This window comes from Haloarcula sp. R1-2, from assembly GCF_011627385.1.
GTDB classification, from domain to species: domain Archaea; phylum Halobacteriota; class Halobacteria; order Halobacteriales; family Haloarculaceae; genus Haloarcula; species Haloarcula marismortui.
On record NZ_JAANTG010000002.1, the window covers coordinates 897,735 to 912,793 of the forward strand.

Annotated in this window: 17 protein-coding genes; 11 read left to right on the forward strand and 6 right to left on the reverse strand. The window is 63.8% G+C overall.

Annotated features, from left to right (window positions below; translation table 11 throughout):
- The first annotated feature begins 108 nt into the window (after nucleotides 1-108).
- On the forward strand, nucleotides 109-489 hold the full coding sequence (locus G9C82_RS12685) for a translation initiation factor IF-5A (protein ID WP_004515075.1): 381 nt from the start codon (nucleotides 109-111) through the stop codon (nucleotides 487-489).
- Between the two features lie 2 nt (nucleotides 490-491).
- Nucleotides 492-1,295, forward strand: a complete 804-nt coding sequence (gene speB / locus G9C82_RS12690; RefSeq protein ID WP_007188748.1) for an agmatinase — start codon at nucleotides 492-494, stop codon at nucleotides 1,293-1,295.
- Nucleotides 1,296-1,330: 35 nt separating this feature from the next.
- Here speB and G9C82_RS12695 read toward each other — a convergent pair whose 3' ends face one another.
- Nucleotides 1,331-2,356: an amidohydrolase family protein gene (locus tag G9C82_RS12695; RefSeq protein ID WP_127014284.1), complete on the reverse strand. Its 1,026-nt coding sequence runs from the start codon at nucleotides 2,354-2,356 to the stop codon at nucleotides 1,331-1,333.
- Nucleotides 2,357-2,461: 105 nt separating this feature from the next.
- Here G9C82_RS12695 and G9C82_RS12700 point away from each other — a divergent pair, with 105 nt between their 5' ends.
- A complete protein-coding gene (locus tag G9C82_RS12700; protein ID WP_127014285.1) occupies nucleotides 2,462-3,430 on the forward strand; it encodes an alpha/beta fold hydrolase in 969 nt (322 codons plus the stop codon).
- 84 nt (nucleotides 3,431-3,514) lie between these two features.
- Here G9C82_RS12700 and G9C82_RS12705 read toward each other — a convergent pair whose 3' ends face one another.
- Nucleotides 3,515-4,381, reverse strand: a complete 867-nt coding sequence (locus G9C82_RS12705) for a CheF family chemotaxis protein (protein ID WP_127014286.1) — start codon at nucleotides 4,379-4,381, stop codon at nucleotides 3,515-3,517.
- A gap of 181 nt (nucleotides 4,382-4,562) precedes the next feature.
- Here G9C82_RS12705 and G9C82_RS12710 point away from each other — a divergent pair, with 181 nt between their 5' ends.
- The 3 genes from G9C82_RS12710 to G9C82_RS12720 are packed head-to-tail and all read left to right on the forward strand — an operon-like array spanning nucleotide 4,563 to nucleotide 6,744.
- The gene (locus G9C82_RS12710; RefSeq protein WP_007188752.1) at nucleotides 4,563-5,360 is read left to right on the forward strand and encodes a hypothetical protein; all 798 of its coding nucleotides are present in this window, start codon (nucleotides 4,563-4,565) and stop codon (nucleotides 5,358-5,360) included.
- Nucleotides 5,361-5,411: 51 nt separating this feature from the next.
- Complete coding sequence (locus G9C82_RS12715) at nucleotides 5,412-6,176, forward strand: Nif3-like dinuclear metal center hexameric protein (protein ID WP_127014287.1); 765 nt, start codon at nucleotides 5,412-5,414, stop codon at nucleotides 6,174-6,176.
- A gap of 4 nt (nucleotides 6,177-6,180) precedes the next feature.
- On the forward strand, nucleotides 6,181-6,744 hold the full coding sequence (locus G9C82_RS12720; protein WP_127014288.1) for a transcription elongation protein SprT: 564 nt from the start codon (nucleotides 6,181-6,183) through the stop codon (nucleotides 6,742-6,744).
- On the opposite strand, the gene G9C82_RS12725 is transcribed toward G9C82_RS12720, so the two are convergent.
- Complete coding sequence (locus G9C82_RS12725) at nucleotides 6,745-7,074, reverse strand: AzlD domain-containing protein (protein ID WP_004958093.1); 330 nt, start codon at nucleotides 7,072-7,074, stop codon at nucleotides 6,745-6,747.
- On the reverse strand, nucleotides 7,064-7,756 hold the full coding sequence (locus G9C82_RS12730; RefSeq protein WP_127014289.1) for an AzlC family ABC transporter permease: 693 nt from the start codon (nucleotides 7,754-7,756) through the stop codon (nucleotides 7,064-7,066). Before G9C82_RS12730 ends, G9C82_RS12725 begins: the two co-directional genes overlap by 11 nt.
- 133 nt (nucleotides 7,757-7,889) lie before the next feature.
- Between G9C82_RS12730 and G9C82_RS12735 the strand changes: the two genes are divergently transcribed.
- The 3 genes from G9C82_RS12735 to G9C82_RS12745 all read left to right on the forward strand — a co-directional run bounded on the left by G9C82_RS12735 (nucleotide 7,890) and on the right by G9C82_RS12745 (nucleotide 10,533).
- Complete coding sequence (locus G9C82_RS12735) at nucleotides 7,890-8,897, forward strand: deoxyhypusine synthase (RefSeq protein ID WP_127014290.1); 1,008 nt, start codon at nucleotides 7,890-7,892, stop codon at nucleotides 8,895-8,897.
- 114 nt (nucleotides 8,898-9,011) lie between these two features.
- Entirely contained in the window at nucleotides 9,012-10,013 is a 1,002-nt protein-coding gene (locus tag G9C82_RS12740; RefSeq protein ID WP_127014291.1) for a glycerophosphodiester phosphodiesterase, read from the forward strand.
- A gap of 16 nt (nucleotides 10,014-10,029) precedes the next feature.
- Nucleotides 10,030-10,533: an MGMT family protein gene (locus G9C82_RS12745; RefSeq protein WP_127014292.1), complete on the forward strand. Its 504-nt coding sequence runs from the start codon at nucleotides 10,030-10,032 to the stop codon at nucleotides 10,531-10,533.
- Here the strand turns inward: G9C82_RS12745 and G9C82_RS12750 are convergent.
- The gene (locus tag G9C82_RS12750; RefSeq protein ID WP_127014293.1) at nucleotides 10,530-11,351 is read right to left on the reverse strand and encodes a CPBP family intramembrane glutamic endopeptidase; all 822 of its coding nucleotides are present in this window, start codon (nucleotides 11,349-11,351) and stop codon (nucleotides 10,530-10,532) included. The genes G9C82_RS12745 and G9C82_RS12750 overlap by 4 nt on opposite strands.
- Nucleotides 11,352-13,481: an ATP-dependent protease LonB gene (lonB, locus tag G9C82_RS12755; protein WP_004958081.1), complete on the reverse strand. Its 2,130-nt coding sequence runs from the start codon at nucleotides 13,479-13,481 to the stop codon at nucleotides 11,352-11,354.
- A 170-nt stretch (nucleotides 13,482-13,651) separates the two neighbouring features.
- On the opposite strand from lonB, the gene G9C82_RS12760 reads away from it, so the two are divergent.
- The gene (locus G9C82_RS12760; protein ID WP_004958079.1) at nucleotides 13,652-14,218 is read left to right on the forward strand and encodes a nicotinamide-nucleotide adenylyltransferase; all 567 of its coding nucleotides are present in this window, start codon (nucleotides 13,652-13,654) and stop codon (nucleotides 14,216-14,218) included.
- On the forward strand, nucleotides 14,218-14,997 hold the full coding sequence (locus G9C82_RS12765; RefSeq protein ID WP_127014294.1) for an S-adenosyl-l-methionine hydroxide adenosyltransferase family protein: 780 nt from the start codon (nucleotides 14,218-14,220) through the stop codon (nucleotides 14,995-14,997). The genes G9C82_RS12760 and G9C82_RS12765 overlap by 1 nt, the downstream gene beginning before the upstream one ends.
- Nucleotides 14,998-15,059 lie beyond the last annotated feature (62 nt).

The following is a 15,059-nucleotide window of genomic DNA, read 5'->3' on the forward strand; positions in this document are numbered from 1 at the left end:
GTGTGTGACCTACATTTTAGGCGAACTCGGCTACAGAGCGGGAGTCACGACGGGTCTGGCTTGCGGCATTCCAAACCGTTTATACCCAAACAGGGGTAATCCGGCGGTATGGCAAGAGAGCAGACCGAAGTTCGAGAGCTCGACGAAGGAAGCTACGTCATGATCGAAGACACACCGTGTAAGATCAACTCCTACAGCACGGCCAAGCCGGGCAAACACGGCAGCGCCAAGGCCCGAATCGACGCCAAGGGCGTCTTCGACGGAAAGAAGCGCTCGCTGTCACAGCCCGTCGACGCGAAGGTCTGGGTCCCGATTGTCAACCGGAAGCAGGGGCAGGTCGTCTCCACTGACGGCAACGACGCCCAGGTAATGGACCTCGACACGTATGACACGTTCACGATGCGCGTCCCCGAGGACATCGACCTCCAGCCTGACGACGAGATCGAGTACCTCCAGTACGAAGAGCAGCGCAAGATCACACGCTCGTAACGATGCTGCCCGGTGCGGGGGCCGACCGCGGGGCGGCCGACTACGCGATCGTGGGCGCGCCGCTTGACGCATCGACATCGTTTCGCCCCGGCGCACGCTTTGGCCCCGACCGCATCCGCAAATTCGGCCAGCAGTTCGACGACTACGACCACCGCACCGACCAGCACTTCACTGATTGTTCCGTCTACGACCACGGCGACATCGGTCCCACGGCCGACGTTGCCGAGTACCTCACGTATCTTCAGGGTACCCTCTCGGATTTCAGCAGCGACAGGGCTGTCCCGCTCGTCGTCGGCGGCGAACACACTGTCTCGGTCGCTGGCGTGCGCGCGCTCGCTCCGGACGTGTTTGTCTGTCTGGACGCACACCTCGACTTGCGGGAATCCTACGCCGGCGACGAGTACTCTCATGCGACGGTGACCAACCACGCGCTCTCGGTGGCCGACGAAGCGGTCGTACTGGGCGCACGCACTGGCTCGGAAGCCGAATGGGACCGCGCGAGCGAAGCCGACGTGACCGTGGTTCCGCCCGAAGACGTTGCCGACTGGTCGCCCGCGTTCGACGACGAGCGGGTGTACCTCTCTGTGGACATCGACGCCGCCGACCCCGGGTTCGCGCCGGGAACCGGGACGCCGGAGCCGTTCGGCCTCGACCCACGCGAGATGCACGACGTGGTCCGGGCCGTCGCACCCCAGGCCGTCGGTTTCGACGTCGTCGAGGTCAACGACCGCGACGACGGGCAGGCGGCGACGCTGGCCGCGAAACTCCTTCGGGCGTTCGTGTTCGCCCACGCGGACCAGCGCTAATCGAAAAGATATCCGAGTCTCTTCCAGCCGTCGCGTTAGCAGATGACCCGGTCGATATCTAGCGGAGATGCCCGCCGGACAACTGCGTCAACTGGGTCAGCGACCGCCGAGAGGTTATCCGAGTCGCCATCGAGGACCAGTAGCGCGGCCCGGCGACCGGGTTCGATGACACCGCAATCGAGACCGACTGCTTCAGCTCCAGCGGTCGTCGCCATTCGAAGTACCGTCCGCGAAGAGAGGTCAAACGTTTTCGCGGTGTACTCCATCTCACGGAACATAGACGGGGCATTCAGCATCACGTTGTCCGTCCCGAGCGCTACGTCTGTGTACTCAAGCAGCGTCTCAATCGGTGGCCGGCCGACCCCGAGGACGCGGTTTGCACGGGGACAGACCGCGATGGGGACGTTCTGGTCGGCGACCCGTTCGAGGTGCTCCGCCTCGGCATGGACCATGTGGACCAGCAGGTCCGGGTCCAGATCCAGCGCCGGGTGGATATCGGTGGCGTCCGGTTCGCCGGCGTGGATAGCGAACGGAACCGCGCGCTCCTCGGCAGCGGCCCGCTCGGTGGTGAAATCGTCGTCGTTCGCGCCACTGGCACCGAACCCGTCAGCCACATCCAGCACCGCAGAGTCGTCGCTCCCGAAGATGAAGTCCTCAATATCGAGTCCCGAAGCGGCCTCGCGGAGCGCGGTTGCGCCGTCGACGCCGAACTCCCGGAAGTCGAGAAACGCTGCGGTACCGGTTCGCTGCATGAACCGGAGTGTGCGGTGCATCGCCGCAATCAGCGTCTCGTCGTCGGCCGCTTCGATTTGCTGGTGTTTCAGGCTGTCTGGCGGGACCACTGCTTCCTCCAACCCAAGCCCGACGGCTGCCTCCTTCGCAACAGAGTCGCCAACGTGGGTGTGTGCGTTCACGAACGCCGGCAGGACAATGCGGTCGTGGTCGCTCTCACGGGCCGGCGTCTCCTCGATGGCCGTTATGTACCCGTCTTCGACGACAACGTTGCCGTCGACCGGTTCGAACGACCGCCCGGCAAGGATGGTGCCCTCGATTCGCTCCATGCGATAGCGAGGGAGCGGAGCTATATGTGTCTCATGGAGACACAATCTGTTCTGTTCATCGTGAGCCACGGTACACTGATACGCCCGGCGCTGGACAGTCTACGTATGAGTGGCGGTACCACAGTTCCCGAGGACCGCGCGCTGTCGCCAGACGACTGGCCCCATCCAGCCGAGCGACGGTACGCGGACGCCCAGGCCCGCCTCGCCGACCACTACGACCTCGCCGTCGAGTCCAGAGTAACCGAGACAGACGCCGCGGGTCGCGTTCACTATCTCACCGGTGGGAACCCGGACGGCGACCCTGTCCTCCTCCTGCACGGCGTTGGGACGCCAGCAGCGACGTGGCTCCCCCTGTTCCCGGCGCTCACCGACGAGTATCGCGTGTACGCTCCCGACCGACCCGGTCTCGGCCTTTCGGCCGCTCCGAGCTACCGGGACCGGGACCTCCGGTCGTTTCTGGTGACGTACCTGCTGGAACTGCTCGATGACCTTGGGATTGACCGGCCCCACATGGTCGGCAACTCCCACGGCGGCCTCCAGTCGTTCCTGCTCGCAATCGACCACGACCGCGTGGACCGACTGCAACTGGTCGGTGCGCCGGGCGGCGTCTCGCGGGACCTCCCGCTCCTGTTTCGTCTGCTGACGGTTCGCGGTCTCAACCGCGTGTTGCTGTGGTTGCTCAACCGCGGCGACCCGGTTGAGAACGCGAGGCAGTCGATGCAGCGGGTCAATGTCGTCGACGCCTCGGCCATCCCTGAAGCGCTGTATGAACTGCTCGCAGTCGGGCAGGCCTTGCCCGGCCGGCCGGAGAGCCAGCGGTCGCTGGCGACGGCACAGGGGTCGTACGGCCGTGCCCACCCCCTCTTTGATATCCGGAACGAAATCGTGCGAATCGACCGCCCAACGCAGTTCGTCTGGGGGACGGAGGATGCTTTCTATCCGCCAGCTGTGGGCCGTTCCGTTACTGAAAAGATGTCACACGCCGAGTTTCACGAACTGCCGGGATACGGCCACACGCCGTGGCTGGAACCCAACGACGACGCCGTGACACTGGTCCGTGAGTTTCTCGCCTGACTCGTATACAAGCACTTACAGAGTATACGACAGGTGAGTGGACAGCACTGGTCTGTTTTGTGTCTGTTGACATCTGGGTGGACCTCAGCTATCCCACCCACTGACGGCTTGCTCGGCGACGAGTACCCAGCCAAGCATTTCTAGCCGAACTTCGCCGTCTTCGAGCGTTACCAAGTCGTTCTCGATTAGTTCCTCGAGGAGGGCCGCCGGATCAGCTGATTCCTGTGACAGTACGCTTTTGGAATCTGTGCGCCCCCCGTGTGTGTAAAGTCTCGTCAGGGTTCTGACGACCGGGGGCGGCGGGGCGAGTTCCCGAAGCTCCTGCCGCAGACGGCCGTAGCTACGCCGAAGGTACCGCCCGAGCAGATTGAGCTTCCGCGGGGGGTTCAGCGACAGGTCGACACCCACGACGACTCCCTGCCTGACGTACCGAAGGTCGACAGCCAGTTCCCGACGGCCCAGTAGTTCCTTTTTACTGCGACTAACGCCCACGATGGTTTCGAGGTCGACGTTGAGCGGCTGTCTGATACCGGTGCACCCGACTTTTCCGGGGGTGACTCGGAGTTCCCCGATTTCAAAACGCCGGTCTGTCACGCGCCCGCCGATTGTCGCGGGGTGGCACACAGCTACCTCTGTGCCGTCAAGCAACTGTCGGAACAATAGCCCGCTGACCCGGTCTAATGTCGACTCTGACCCGCCTATGAATAGGGCGACGCGCTGTCCACCGCGTTCGAACCCGATTGTGAGTACCGTTCCCGAGAGCGCTTCCACCGCGGCCCGTGGTGGTTGTCCCAGCCTGATGTCGAAAATCTCGTCTAGTCCGGCTTCCTCCGCCAGCTGGTCGCCTTCGACAACGACACCTGCGTTGTCGAGACGGAACTGTGCCTGACTCGGCTCCGCGGAAACGGACGGACAGAACACAGTCGTCGAGAGCTCGACTGTCCGGGTCACGGTTGATTCTCTCCCGGAGCGTATTCTGTGGTCACACGGACAGCAAAGGGCCTGACTGGGGAGTCTCGACGCGTCCAATTTATCGCAGACAGTAACAGTACACCCGACGGGATGGCCACGGTGTATGTAGCAGCTATACCGGCATAAGCATTTTAGTAACCAGCATCTCCACGTAGCGGGTATGAACCAGCTATCGTCGTGTTACTTCTGTGGCGGCGCGCTCGATGTCTCGCTCTCCGAATATCCGATTATCCCGAAATCGCTGGACCCGGAAGCTGAGAAACAGGGGACTGTCGTTCTCTGCTCGACCTGCCGGGAGAAGCTCGCAACTATCGTCGAACCGGCCGTCGAGGCGGCGAAGGCGGACGCCCGCGAGACAGCGGAAACGGCTGGCGATGCCGGGACCACGGAGCCGCCGGGACTGCTGGACGAATCCGAGACGCCGACGACCGGCGGGCGGACGACCGATGAGCCGACGACCAGCGAGCAGACGACCGATGAACCGACAACCACCGATAGCGTAGTCGAGCCGGCCGATGACGGCTCGCTGTTGGGCGACGATAGCGCGAGTGCAGCGGGACAGGAACAGTCGGCGCAGTCAGCGGAGACAGCGGACGCGGCTGCGGAGTCCGATTCGACGAACGTGGCAGCGGCGGACACCACGGACAGGCAAATGGCGGAGCCGACTGCGTCGAGTGGCTCAGCGGCCAAAACTGAGAGCGGAGACACCGAACGTGGTTCGGACAGCGACGACAACGATAGCAGCGATGACGGCCCGTCGCTGACGAAACTGGAGTACAACAAGGTGATGCGCTTGCTCCAGAACCGTGAGATGCCCGTTGACCGCGCGGAAATCCGCGAGGTTGCGGTCAACGCCTACGATATCGACGGCGAGCAGTTCGACGCCATCATCGACGCCGCGGTGGACCGGGGCCTCATCGGGCAGGCGAACGGCCAGTTAGTCGAATCGGACGGGTAGCCAGACGCCAGTAGAGAAAAGCATACCACCGGCCATCTCGAAGCCCGCGTTATGAATGCCGGAGACATTGCGGTACGTCTTGACGATAGACTCGACATCGAGGCTTACGCCGACATCGACGCCAGTCCGAACGGTCTACAGGTCGGGCCGGCGAGCCAACCGGTCGAGCACGTCGCCTTCGCAGTCGATGCGGCCGTCGAGACCATCGACCGCGCCGACGAGGTGGGCGCTGACCTGCTCGTAACGCACCACGGCATCGTCTGGGGCGGGATGGAACGCGTGACCGGAACCAACTACCGCCGCGTCGCGCCGCTAATCGACAACGACCTCGCGCTGTACGTCGCTCACCTCCCGCTGGACGGCCACCAGTCGCTTGGTAACGCTGCCGGTGTTGCTGACCTGCTGGACCTCAACAACCGCGCGCCGTTCGGGTCAATGGGCGGCGAGAATATCGGCCAGCAGGGGACCCTTGCAGAGCCACAGACAGTCTCTGAACTCGCAGATTCGCTCGAAGGCCTAGATACTGGCGGACAGCCAGTTCAGGTTCTGGACTTCGGCCCGTCGACTGTCGAGGACGTCGCCATCGTGACCGGGAGCGGCGTCGACTGGCTGCAAGAGGCGGTCGAGGCGGACGCTGACGTGCTCATCACCGGTGAGGGGAAACAGAAGGCCTTCCACGAGGCGCGCGAGCAGGGGATGCACGTCGTTCTCGCTGGCCACTACGCGACCGAAACGTTCGGCGTCCAGTCGCTCCAGACCGTCGTTGAGGACTGGGGGCTGGAGACGACCTACATCGACTGTCCGACCGGGCTCTGATGCGATGGACGAGGGCGTTTCGTTCGAGGGCATCAACTCGGATGCGGACCTTATCGTCTGGTCACGACAGTACTGCAAGCGAGTCCGCCGCGAGCATGGCGTCTCGGTTCGGTTCGACCTCGTCGACTGGGAGGTGTCACACCGAGCCAAGCGACGGGCCGCCGCGGTCAAGCGGCCGAAACTGGACGCCGCCACTGTCGGCCAGCGGTACGACTGGGACAGTGTCGAGGGGAGCGACGGCCGCCCGCTTCCGTGTACGGTGTCGCTGACCTGGGACGCGTTTTCGGCCTTCGAGCGGGCGGTCTGGGAGGCGACGCTGCGCCACGAACTCATCCACGTTGAGCAGTACCAGCGCGACGGGACGACCGACCACGGCGAGGCTTTCCGGGAGCGGGCCGACCAGCTTGACACTGATATTCACTGTCCGGCCTTCACCGACCCGAAGCACGTCCTCACCTGCGGGGCGTGTGGCGACCTCGTCGCCCGTCGTTATCAGGACTGTCCGCTCGTCGAGCAACGCGAGCAGTACCGGTCGGACTGCTGTGGGGCCTCGCTGGAACTGGCTTGACTACAGCAGGAACCTGATAGCCCAGAGGACGCCCATTCCGGTCACCATCGTCGCGAATACGTCCTCGGTCCGCCAGGCGACACCTGCTGCGAGCGCGCCGGCGATGAACTTGTCTGGGGCGAAACTACTGGCGTCGAGGGTCACGAACGACGGGAGGACAAGCGCAGCAAGGACGGCGGCGGGGACGAACCGCAACACCCGCTTGACGACCGGCGGAATCTCGTCGAGCCGACCGAACAGCGCGATAAAGGAGAGCCGACAGGCGTACGTCAGCACGCCGATGACAGCGATGACACCGGCGATCTCAACTGGGCCGTAGTTAGTCGCCATCGGTGCCTCCCGTGGCGGACTCAGTGAGAACGCCAGCGGTGATGCCAACGCCGGCCGCGACGAGCAGCCCGAGGTTGAGCGGGAGCCCAGCGCCGACCACGGCGATGGCTCCACCGACGGCGGCGGCGACAGCGGTCGCTGCGTCCTCGATTGCAGGGACCAGAATCGCGAGGAAGACCAGCGGGATAGCGAATTCGAGACCCCAGGCGTCCGGGACGCCGGTCCCGAGTAGCGCCCCCGCGATAGTCGTGACCTGCCACACCGCCCAGAGCGTCACGGCGACGCCAAGGTAGTACCACTTCCGGTCGGTTTCGCTGTCGGACCGGTAGTTGGCGACCGACAGCGCGTACGCTTGATCGGTCAACACGTAGGCGAGCATCGCTTTCCACCGGCCGGTGAAATTCCGGAAGTACGGCGCGATTGATGCCGAGTACATCAGAAGCCGGAGGTTGATGACGACTGCCGTTGCAACGACAACCGTCAGCGGTGCGTTCTGTCCCAGCAACTCTAGCGCCGCGAGCTGTGAGGCGCCGGCGAAGACAACTACCGACAATCCGACCGCGGCTGGCAGTCCCAGCCCGGCGTTAACCGTCGCGATGCCGGCAACGAGGCCAAACGGGATAATCCCCAGCAGAAGCGGCGCAACATCACGAACGCCGCGCCGAAACGAAGCGGTATCCATAGCTCTCCATCCAACGCAGGGGCGTCTAAGCCCTCCGTTTCAGTTGCGGTATGTGACGGCAAGTCGACACATGGTCCGTGCCCGTCGTGGCGAACCACGACGTTGAAACCCGCCCGCGCTCGACTGCACAGCAATGAGCGACCACACTGACGAGCGAGAGACGTTCCATCACGACCCCATCGGGCACGCGGAAGCTCGGGCCGGAATGACGGTCGGCGAACTGGCTAACAGCTACGGCGAGGCCGGCATCGGCGCGAGCGACATCCACGAGGCCGTCGATATCTACAGCGAGATGCTCGATGACGACGTGACGACCTTCTTCGGACTCGCCGGTGCGATGGTCCCGACCGGGATGCGGGCTATCGTCAGCGAACTCATCCGCGACGGCCACATCGATGTGCTCGTCACGACGGGGGCGAACTGCACCCACGACAGCATCGAGGCCATCGGCGGCAAGCACCACCACGGCGAGGTGACGCCTGAAGGGCAAACGGAACGCGAACACGACGAGACGCTTCGTGACGAGGGCGTCGACCGTATCTACAACGTCTATCTCCCCCAGGAGCATTTCGCCCTGTTCGAGAACCATCTCCGGGACGAAGTGTTCTCCACGCTGGAAGACGAGGGCGCGGTTTCGATCCAGCGTATGACGGAGGAACTCGGTCGGGCCAACAGCGAAGTCAACGAGCGTGAGGACGTGCCTGAGGACGCTGGCGTGCTGGCGGCGGCCTACGAGAACGACGTGTCGGTGTACTGCCCGGCCTTCCAGGACTCCGTGCTGGGCCTGCAGGCGTGGATGTACTCTCAGACCAGCGAGTTCACGATCGACGCGCTGGCGGATATGACACAGATCACGGACATCGCGTACGAGGCTGACAGCGCCGGTGCGATGGTTGTCGGCGGCGGCGTCCCGAAGAACTACGTCCTCCAGACGATGCTCGTCTCGCCCGACGCCTACGACTACGCCGTCCAGTTGACGATGGACCCCTCGAACACCGGCGGTCTCTCCGGCGCGACGCTTGATGAGGCCCGCTCGTGGGGGAAACTTGAAAAGGACGCCCGGAATGTCTCGGTGTATGCCGACGCGACGATTACGCTCCCGCTGGTCGTGGCCGCAGCCCGTGAACGACACAGTACGTAAGCCTGCGGATTCGGCCGGATACCACACGCCTGACCGCTGGGACCCATTTCTACTGAGAGACATATACTCCTCATATAAACAGTCTTTCACGACCGCTCGGCAGCCGTACGTAGTATGTCACAGTACCTCGGCAGGCGGACGTTCGTCGAAGGGACGGCGGCGACGCTGGCGAGTTCCGGGATTGCAGGGAGCACAGCGGTACAGAAATCCGATGCTGACGAGTCAGGCACAGATGACGCCACCGACACCGGGAGCGAAGCGATGACTGACGACACGACGCTCATCGCTCACCGCGGGTTTGCCGGCGTCTACCCGGAGAACACGGAACTGGCCGTCGAGGCCGCTTCGTTCGGCGGACCGGGAACGCAGACGGCCCACCGGCGCGCCGACATGGTCGAAGTCGATGTCGTACCGACCGCCGATGGCACGCTCGTCACCTTCCACGACAACGGGCTGGCCGAACGCGACGGCGGTGAGCGCGGGCTGACAGACACCGAGGGACTCGTTTTCGAGACCGACACGGATACTGTGACCAACGCGACTGTCTTGGGGACCGAAGAAACGGTCCCGACGCTTGAGACCGTCATGGACGCGATTCCACCGAGCGTCGCTGTCAATCTAGAGTTCAAGAACCCCGGGAGCGACGACCTCGCGTTCGCCGAGTCGCTGTCGGACCAGACACTGTCGACGCAGCGAGAACTGTGGCGACCCTACACCGAACGCGCGCTCGACCTCGTCAGCGAGTACGACAACGATATTCTCGTCTCGTCGTTCTACGAAGCTGCGCTTGCGACTGTCCGTGATTACGACGACTCGGTCCCCGTCGCCTTCCTTTTCTGGGATAGCATCGAGGAGGGGCTGGAGGTCACCCGCCGCTACGACTGCGACGCGATGAACGTCCCCCGGCATATGGTTCAGGGAACGCCCTTCTTCAACGACAGCGAGTACATCGACTCCGACCTGAGCGACATCGACCTCGTCGACATCGCTGCCGACGAGGACCGAGCCCTGAACACCTGGACCGTCGGCACGTGGTATCAGGCCCGGGAACTGGTCCAGGCTGGCGTCGACGGACTTATCTCCGACTACCCCACTGTGCTCTCAGCTCAGGGCTGACGAACGCCGATGCCGAATGTTGAAGGGGCGACCGGTCGACAACGCTAGTATGGAAGCACCGACCGGGGACGCAGGAATCTACGCCCGCGAGTCGTCGTATCTCGACCGGTACGTCCAGCTTGGAGAAGCCGGCGACCGGATCATCTCGTTGTCGTTTCCGTCCCAGCCAGAGGCCGACGCTGGCGAGGACCACGCGCTGCTTGACCGCATCGACGAGTATCTTCAGGGGGTCGAAGACGACTTCGCTGATGTGACGGTCGGCCTCACGGTCCCGACGGACCAGCGAATAGTGCTGGAAGCTGTCCAGGAGATTCCGTACGGCGAAGATGCATCCGTCGCGCAGGTCGCGCGGATGACGCCGGACCTGAATGATGACGAAGAGGACGACCTCGCACAGGTCCGGGAGGCACTAGCCGCAAACCCCGTGCCGCTGTTGATTCCGGACCATCGGGTTCGAGACGGACCAAGCGCCGCGCCGCCGCCTGTCGAGCAAAAGCTCCGGGCTATCGAGGGTCTCTAGGCCCAGAGCCGGTCGACGCCCAGCCCCTCGTGGACAAGTAGTTCGAGGGCGTTGACGAGGTAGTGGGCGACGACGACGGCGAGTAAGCTGTTTGTCGCGATGAACAGGCCAGCGAGCGCCAACCCCAGCGTGCCGGTGACGACGATACCCACCCGGCCTTGTGCGCCGTGGCCCAGCGCGAAGGCGACAGAGGCGACGATAGCCATCGCCCACGCCGGCGCGTTGAGGCCGGCCACGGGGACGCCGATAGCCGCTGCCCGGAAGAGCAGTTCCTCGACGATAGCGATGACCGGCAAGACACCGCCCAGCAGGATGACCCAGCCGCCGGGCGAGTCCGGGGCGAGCAGTTCCCGTAGCGACTCATCGAAGGTGACGCCGAAGCCGTCTGCCAGCGCAGCGGCGCCCTCGTTCCCGACCCAGAAGCCGATTCCAGCGCCGATACCGATTGCCACTGCCGGCAACCCTGTCGAAAGTGCGTCACTGGTGACTCCAAACGCACTGGCGGGGATTTCGAAATAAAACGCGCCGGCGACTAGCAGCACGCCGAACAGCCCCTGTGTGAACGCGACGTTGGCAAGCAACGCCCCTGTCGAGACATCGTTCGGGGCGAGCGTGTCGCGCATCTGTTGTCGCTGGGCCGCCGCCCGTTGCGTTTCGAACCGTGGGATGGTCGGGTCCCTGTCGGCCATTGAGACGCCGTCGACTGTGGATGAGACGCCGCCGTCGGACCGTACGGCTCCCTGCGAGAGCCGTGCGAGACCGAGAAGCGCGGTTAAAAGAAACCCCGTCAGGCCGACGAATGCGGCCCACTCGGGCATTTATTGCGGACTTGGACTGCCGCCCTGCCGGCCGACCTCGTGGTCGAGTGCCTTGCCCGTGATGGACTTGAGGCGGTCGACCAGCGAGTCCTTCTCGGCTTCGCCGGCGAGTGCGACCTCGAGGACTTCTGAGATGTGCGAGACGGGAATGATCTCGATCATGTCTTCGTACTCGTCCTCGATCATCACGTCCTGCGTGTTCGCCTCGGGGATGATGACCGTATCGAGGCCGGACTTGGCAGCCGCCTCGATCTTGTGCGTGACACCGCCGACCGGGAGTACGTCACCCCGGACCGACAGTGAGCCGGTCATGGCGAGGTTCTGCTTGATCGGAACGTCTTCTATCGCGGAGATAACCGCGGTAGCGACTGTGATAGAGGCGGAGTCGCCGTCGACGCCACCTTCACCGGCCTGGACGAACTGGATGTGAACGTCCTTCTCGGAGATGTCCTCGTCAGAGAACTTCTTGATGATCGCCGAGACGTTCTGGACAGCCTCTTCGGCCATCTCCTTGAGCTGTCCCGTGGCGATGACCTGACCGGGGCCCTGTGACGGGCTGACCTCGGCCATCACGGGGAGGACGATACCGCTGTCCTCGCCCATGACGGCGAGCCCGTTGACGCGGCCGACCACGTCGCCCTGGTTGACGGTGAGCTCGTAGTCCTTGCGGCGCTCGATGTAGTTGTCCGCGAGCTGTTGCTCGATGGACCGGGAGCGCCGTTTGGCCTGCAGGACATCTGCGCGCTCGGTGCGGTCGCGGTCCTCGGCGCGGGCGATGTCGCCAGCGACGCGGACCAGTCCGCCAAGGTCACGGAACTTCAGGCTGAGGTGGCCTTTTCGGCCGGCGCGACGCCGGGCCTCCAGGATGAGCTCCTGAACGGCCTCCTCGGTGAAGTGCGGGAGCCGCCCGTCGTTTTCGACCTCCTGGGCGATGAACCGAGCGTACTTCCGTCGCATCTCGGGGTCGTCCTCGATGGTGTCGTCCATGTACACCTCGTACCCGTACCCCTTGATACGGGAGCGCAGCGCGGGGTGCATATTCTCCATCGCGTCGAGGTTCCCCGCGGCGATCATGATGAAGTCACAGGGGACGGGCTCGGTCTGGACCATCGCACCCGAAGACCGCTCGGACTGGCCCGTAATGGAGAACTCGCCCTCCTGAATGGCCGTCATCAGCTTCTGCTGGCTGCGGATATCAAGCGTGTTGATCTCGTCGACGAACAGCACGCCCTTGTTGGCCTGGTGGATCGCGCCGGGCTCGACGCGGTCGTGGCTCGGCGTCTCCATCCCACCGGACTGGAACGGGTCGTGACGAACGTCGCCCAGCAGCGCACCGGCGTGGGCACCCGTGGCGTCCTCGAACGGCGCGGTCTTCTGGTTGGCGTTGTTGACGAGCAGGTTCGGAATCATCGCGTCGCTGCCGCGCGAACCGTAGCGGAATGCGAGATAGATGACACCGGCCGCGAGAATCCCCAGCAGGACCTGCTGGACGAGGATCAGGGCGTAGCCGATGACGATGGCGATGATGATCCACATGAGGAAGGTCCGCATCTGGTTGCGCTTGCGAGCCTCCTCCTTGTGGGCCTCGACAATCTGTTCCCCTTTGCCGCCGGGGACAGTGCGTACTTTCGGTTCATTGCCGTCGTCGGGATTGTGATAGACAAGAACGTCCTGCAGTTCCTCTCGTGGGAGCAGCTGAGACATCGCCTTCGCCAGCATCGACTTCCCCGTTCCGGGGGAGCCAATCATCATCACGTGACGGCGCTGTTTGGCCGCCTTCTTGATCACGTCACGGGCGTGGTCCTGCCCGATGACCTGGTCGACGAGTCGGTCTGGCACTTCGATGTCGGCGGTCGATTCGATTTCGAGACCGCCAAGGAGATTCTCCTCATCTCCGTCCAGTTCAGACTCGCCGTCAACTTGGACATCGCTTCCGAGTGTCGTTTCGGACGTTTCTCCCTCGCCGGCCCATCGGTCCTCGGACGGGTCGGATGGCTCGTCTGCCGAGGGCTCAGAGGCGGGTTCGTTGGGGTCCTGTTTGGCCCCGTTGGTCGACGCCTCTTCCTCCCCAGCGTCGGATGCCTCCCGGTCAGGGTCGGGAGTCGCGTCGGTGTCGGTGTTGTCGCTCATACAAACGTTGCTAACATACTCACGGAAGGCCTGTCGACTGATATACTTTCTCCCCGTGTCGGTTGTTGCAACACCCCGAAAACCGCAGTACAGCGCCCGAATTGGGTGGGGTTGTATTCCGGCAGTACCGCGTCGTCGGGTTTATCAAACCACCACACCCACTGGGGAATATGCGTGGGTTCTACATCGGTCGCTTCCAGCCCTACCACAATGGCCATCACTCGATGGTCGAGCGGATCTCGGAGGAGGTCGACGAGCTTGTACTGGGTATCGGGAGCGCTGACGATTCACACACCACACACGACCCCTTTACGGCCGGTGAACGTATCATGATGATCACGAAGGCCGTCGCAGAGTACGACCTGACGACTTATGTCGTCCCCCTTGAGGACATCAACCGCAACGCCGTCTGGGTGAGCCACGTCGAGAGTATGTGCCCGGACTTCGACGTGGCGTACTCGAACAATCCGCTTGTCGTCCGCTTGTTCGAGGAGGCCGGTATTGAGGTCCGCCAGTCGCCGATGTTCGACCGCGACCGACTGGAGGGCAGCGAGATCCGCCAGCGGATGATCGACGACGAGTCCTGGCGTGACCGGGTCCCGGCATCTGTTGTGGAAGTCATCGAGGAGATCCACGGCATCAAGCGACTCCAGCACGTCTCAGACAGCGACTCGCTCGAACGGTACGCCGCCACGGGCGAATCGCTCCCCGAATCACTCGACGACCTTGACGACTGATGATAACCCTCAGTTCTGACTTCGGCTCGCCCTATCCGGCGGCGATGAAAGGCGTCATCTGTCAGGCGACCGACGCGCGTATCGAGGATATCGCTCACGATTTCCCACGGCAGGACGTGCGGGCAGCGGCGTTCTGGCTCACGCAAACGCTCCCGTACTTTCCGCCGGCAGTCCACTGTGTCGTCGTCGACCCGGGCGTCGGAACCGACAGAGACGCCATCGTCGTCCGTGCGGGCGACCACGCGCTCGTGGGGCCTGACAACGGCGTCCTCCTGCCAGTCGCCCGCGAACTGGCTGAAACCGAGAACGACGCCCCGGAAGCGTTCGAGGTGTTCACCTGGGCCTACGACGACCCGGCGAGTACGACGTTCCACGGGCGGGACGTGTTTGCGCCCGCCGCGGCGGCCGTCCACGACACCGGCGTCGATACCATTGAAACACGGCCTGAAATCGAGCCGACCGACGACTACGTCGACCTTCGGTTCCCGGCAGCCGCAGTCGATGGTGACGGAGCGACCGGTGAGGTGCTCGTCGTTGATGACTTCGGGAACGCCGTGACGAACATACCCGGCGAGGTCCTCGCGGATCGGTTCGGCGGGGTGGTCTCGGTCGACGGTGTTGAGGCCCCAGTCCATCGAGCCTACGCTGCCGTCGACAAGAGTCAGCGACTCGTCACCGTCGGCAGTCACGGGAACGTCGAACTCGCCGTTAACCGCGGCCGTGGCGACGAAGCGTTCGGGGTCAGCACCGGCGACACAGTTACCATCTCACTGTGTTGACGTGTAGCCACACAGCGGTTTAGGCTCGCCAAAACATCGGTGGTCTTAAGTCTTTTAGGCAA

Bases quoted from the DNA above. Each gene is read 5' to 3' on its own strand.
- G9C82_RS12735 (WP_127014290.1), top strand. From the start codon at position 7,890: ATGAGCGACCACACTGACGAGCGAGAGACGTTCCATCACGACCCCATC.
- G9C82_RS12745 (WP_127014292.1), top strand. From the start codon at position 10,030: ATGTTGAAGGGGCGACCGGTCGACAACGCTAGTATGGAAGCACCGACC.
- G9C82_RS12715 (WP_127014287.1), top strand. From the start codon at position 5,412: ATGAATGCCGGAGACATTGCGGTACGTCTTGACGATAGACTCGACATC.
- G9C82_RS12760 (WP_004958079.1), top strand. From the start codon at position 13,652: ATGCGTGGGTTCTACATCGGTCGCTTCCAGCCCTACCACAATGGCCAT.
- G9C82_RS12720 (WP_127014288.1), top strand. From the start codon at position 6,181: ATGGACGAGGGCGTTTCGTTCGAGGGCATCAACTCGGATGCGGACCTT.
- G9C82_RS12725 (WP_004958093.1), bottom strand. From the start codon at position 7,074: ATGGCGACTAACTACGGCCCAGTTGAGATCGCCGGTGTCATCGCTGTC.
- G9C82_RS12750 (WP_127014293.1), bottom strand. From the start codon at position 11,351: ATGCCCGAGTGGGCCGCATTCGTCGGCCTGACGGGGTTTCTTTTAACC.
- G9C82_RS12740 (WP_127014291.1), top strand. From the start codon at position 9,012: ATGTCACAGTACCTCGGCAGGCGGACGTTCGTCGAAGGGACGGCGGCG.
- lonB (WP_004958081.1), bottom strand. From the start codon at position 13,481: ATGAGCGACAACACCGACACCGACGCGACTCCCGACCCTGACCGGGAG.
- G9C82_RS12700 (WP_127014285.1), top strand. From the start codon at position 2,462: ATGAGTGGCGGTACCACAGTTCCCGAGGACCGCGCGCTGTCGCCAGAC.
- G9C82_RS12730 (WP_127014289.1), bottom strand. From the start codon at position 7,756: ATGGATACCGCTTCGTTTCGGCGCGGCGTTCGTGATGTTGCGCCGCTT.
- G9C82_RS12710 (WP_007188752.1), top strand. From the start codon at position 4,563: ATGAACCAGCTATCGTCGTGTTACTTCTGTGGCGGCGCGCTCGATGTC.
- speB (WP_007188748.1), top strand. From the start codon at position 492: ATGCTGCCCGGTGCGGGGGCCGACCGCGGGGCGGCCGACTACGCGATC.
- G9C82_RS12685 (WP_004515075.1), top strand. From the start codon at position 109: ATGGCAAGAGAGCAGACCGAAGTTCGAGAGCTCGACGAAGGAAGCTAC.
- G9C82_RS12765 (WP_127014294.1), top strand. From the start codon at position 14,218: ATGATAACCCTCAGTTCTGACTTCGGCTCGCCCTATCCGGCGGCGATG.
- G9C82_RS12695 (WP_127014284.1), bottom strand. From the start codon at position 2,356: ATGGAGCGAATCGAGGGCACCATCCTTGCCGGGCGGTCGTTCGAACCG.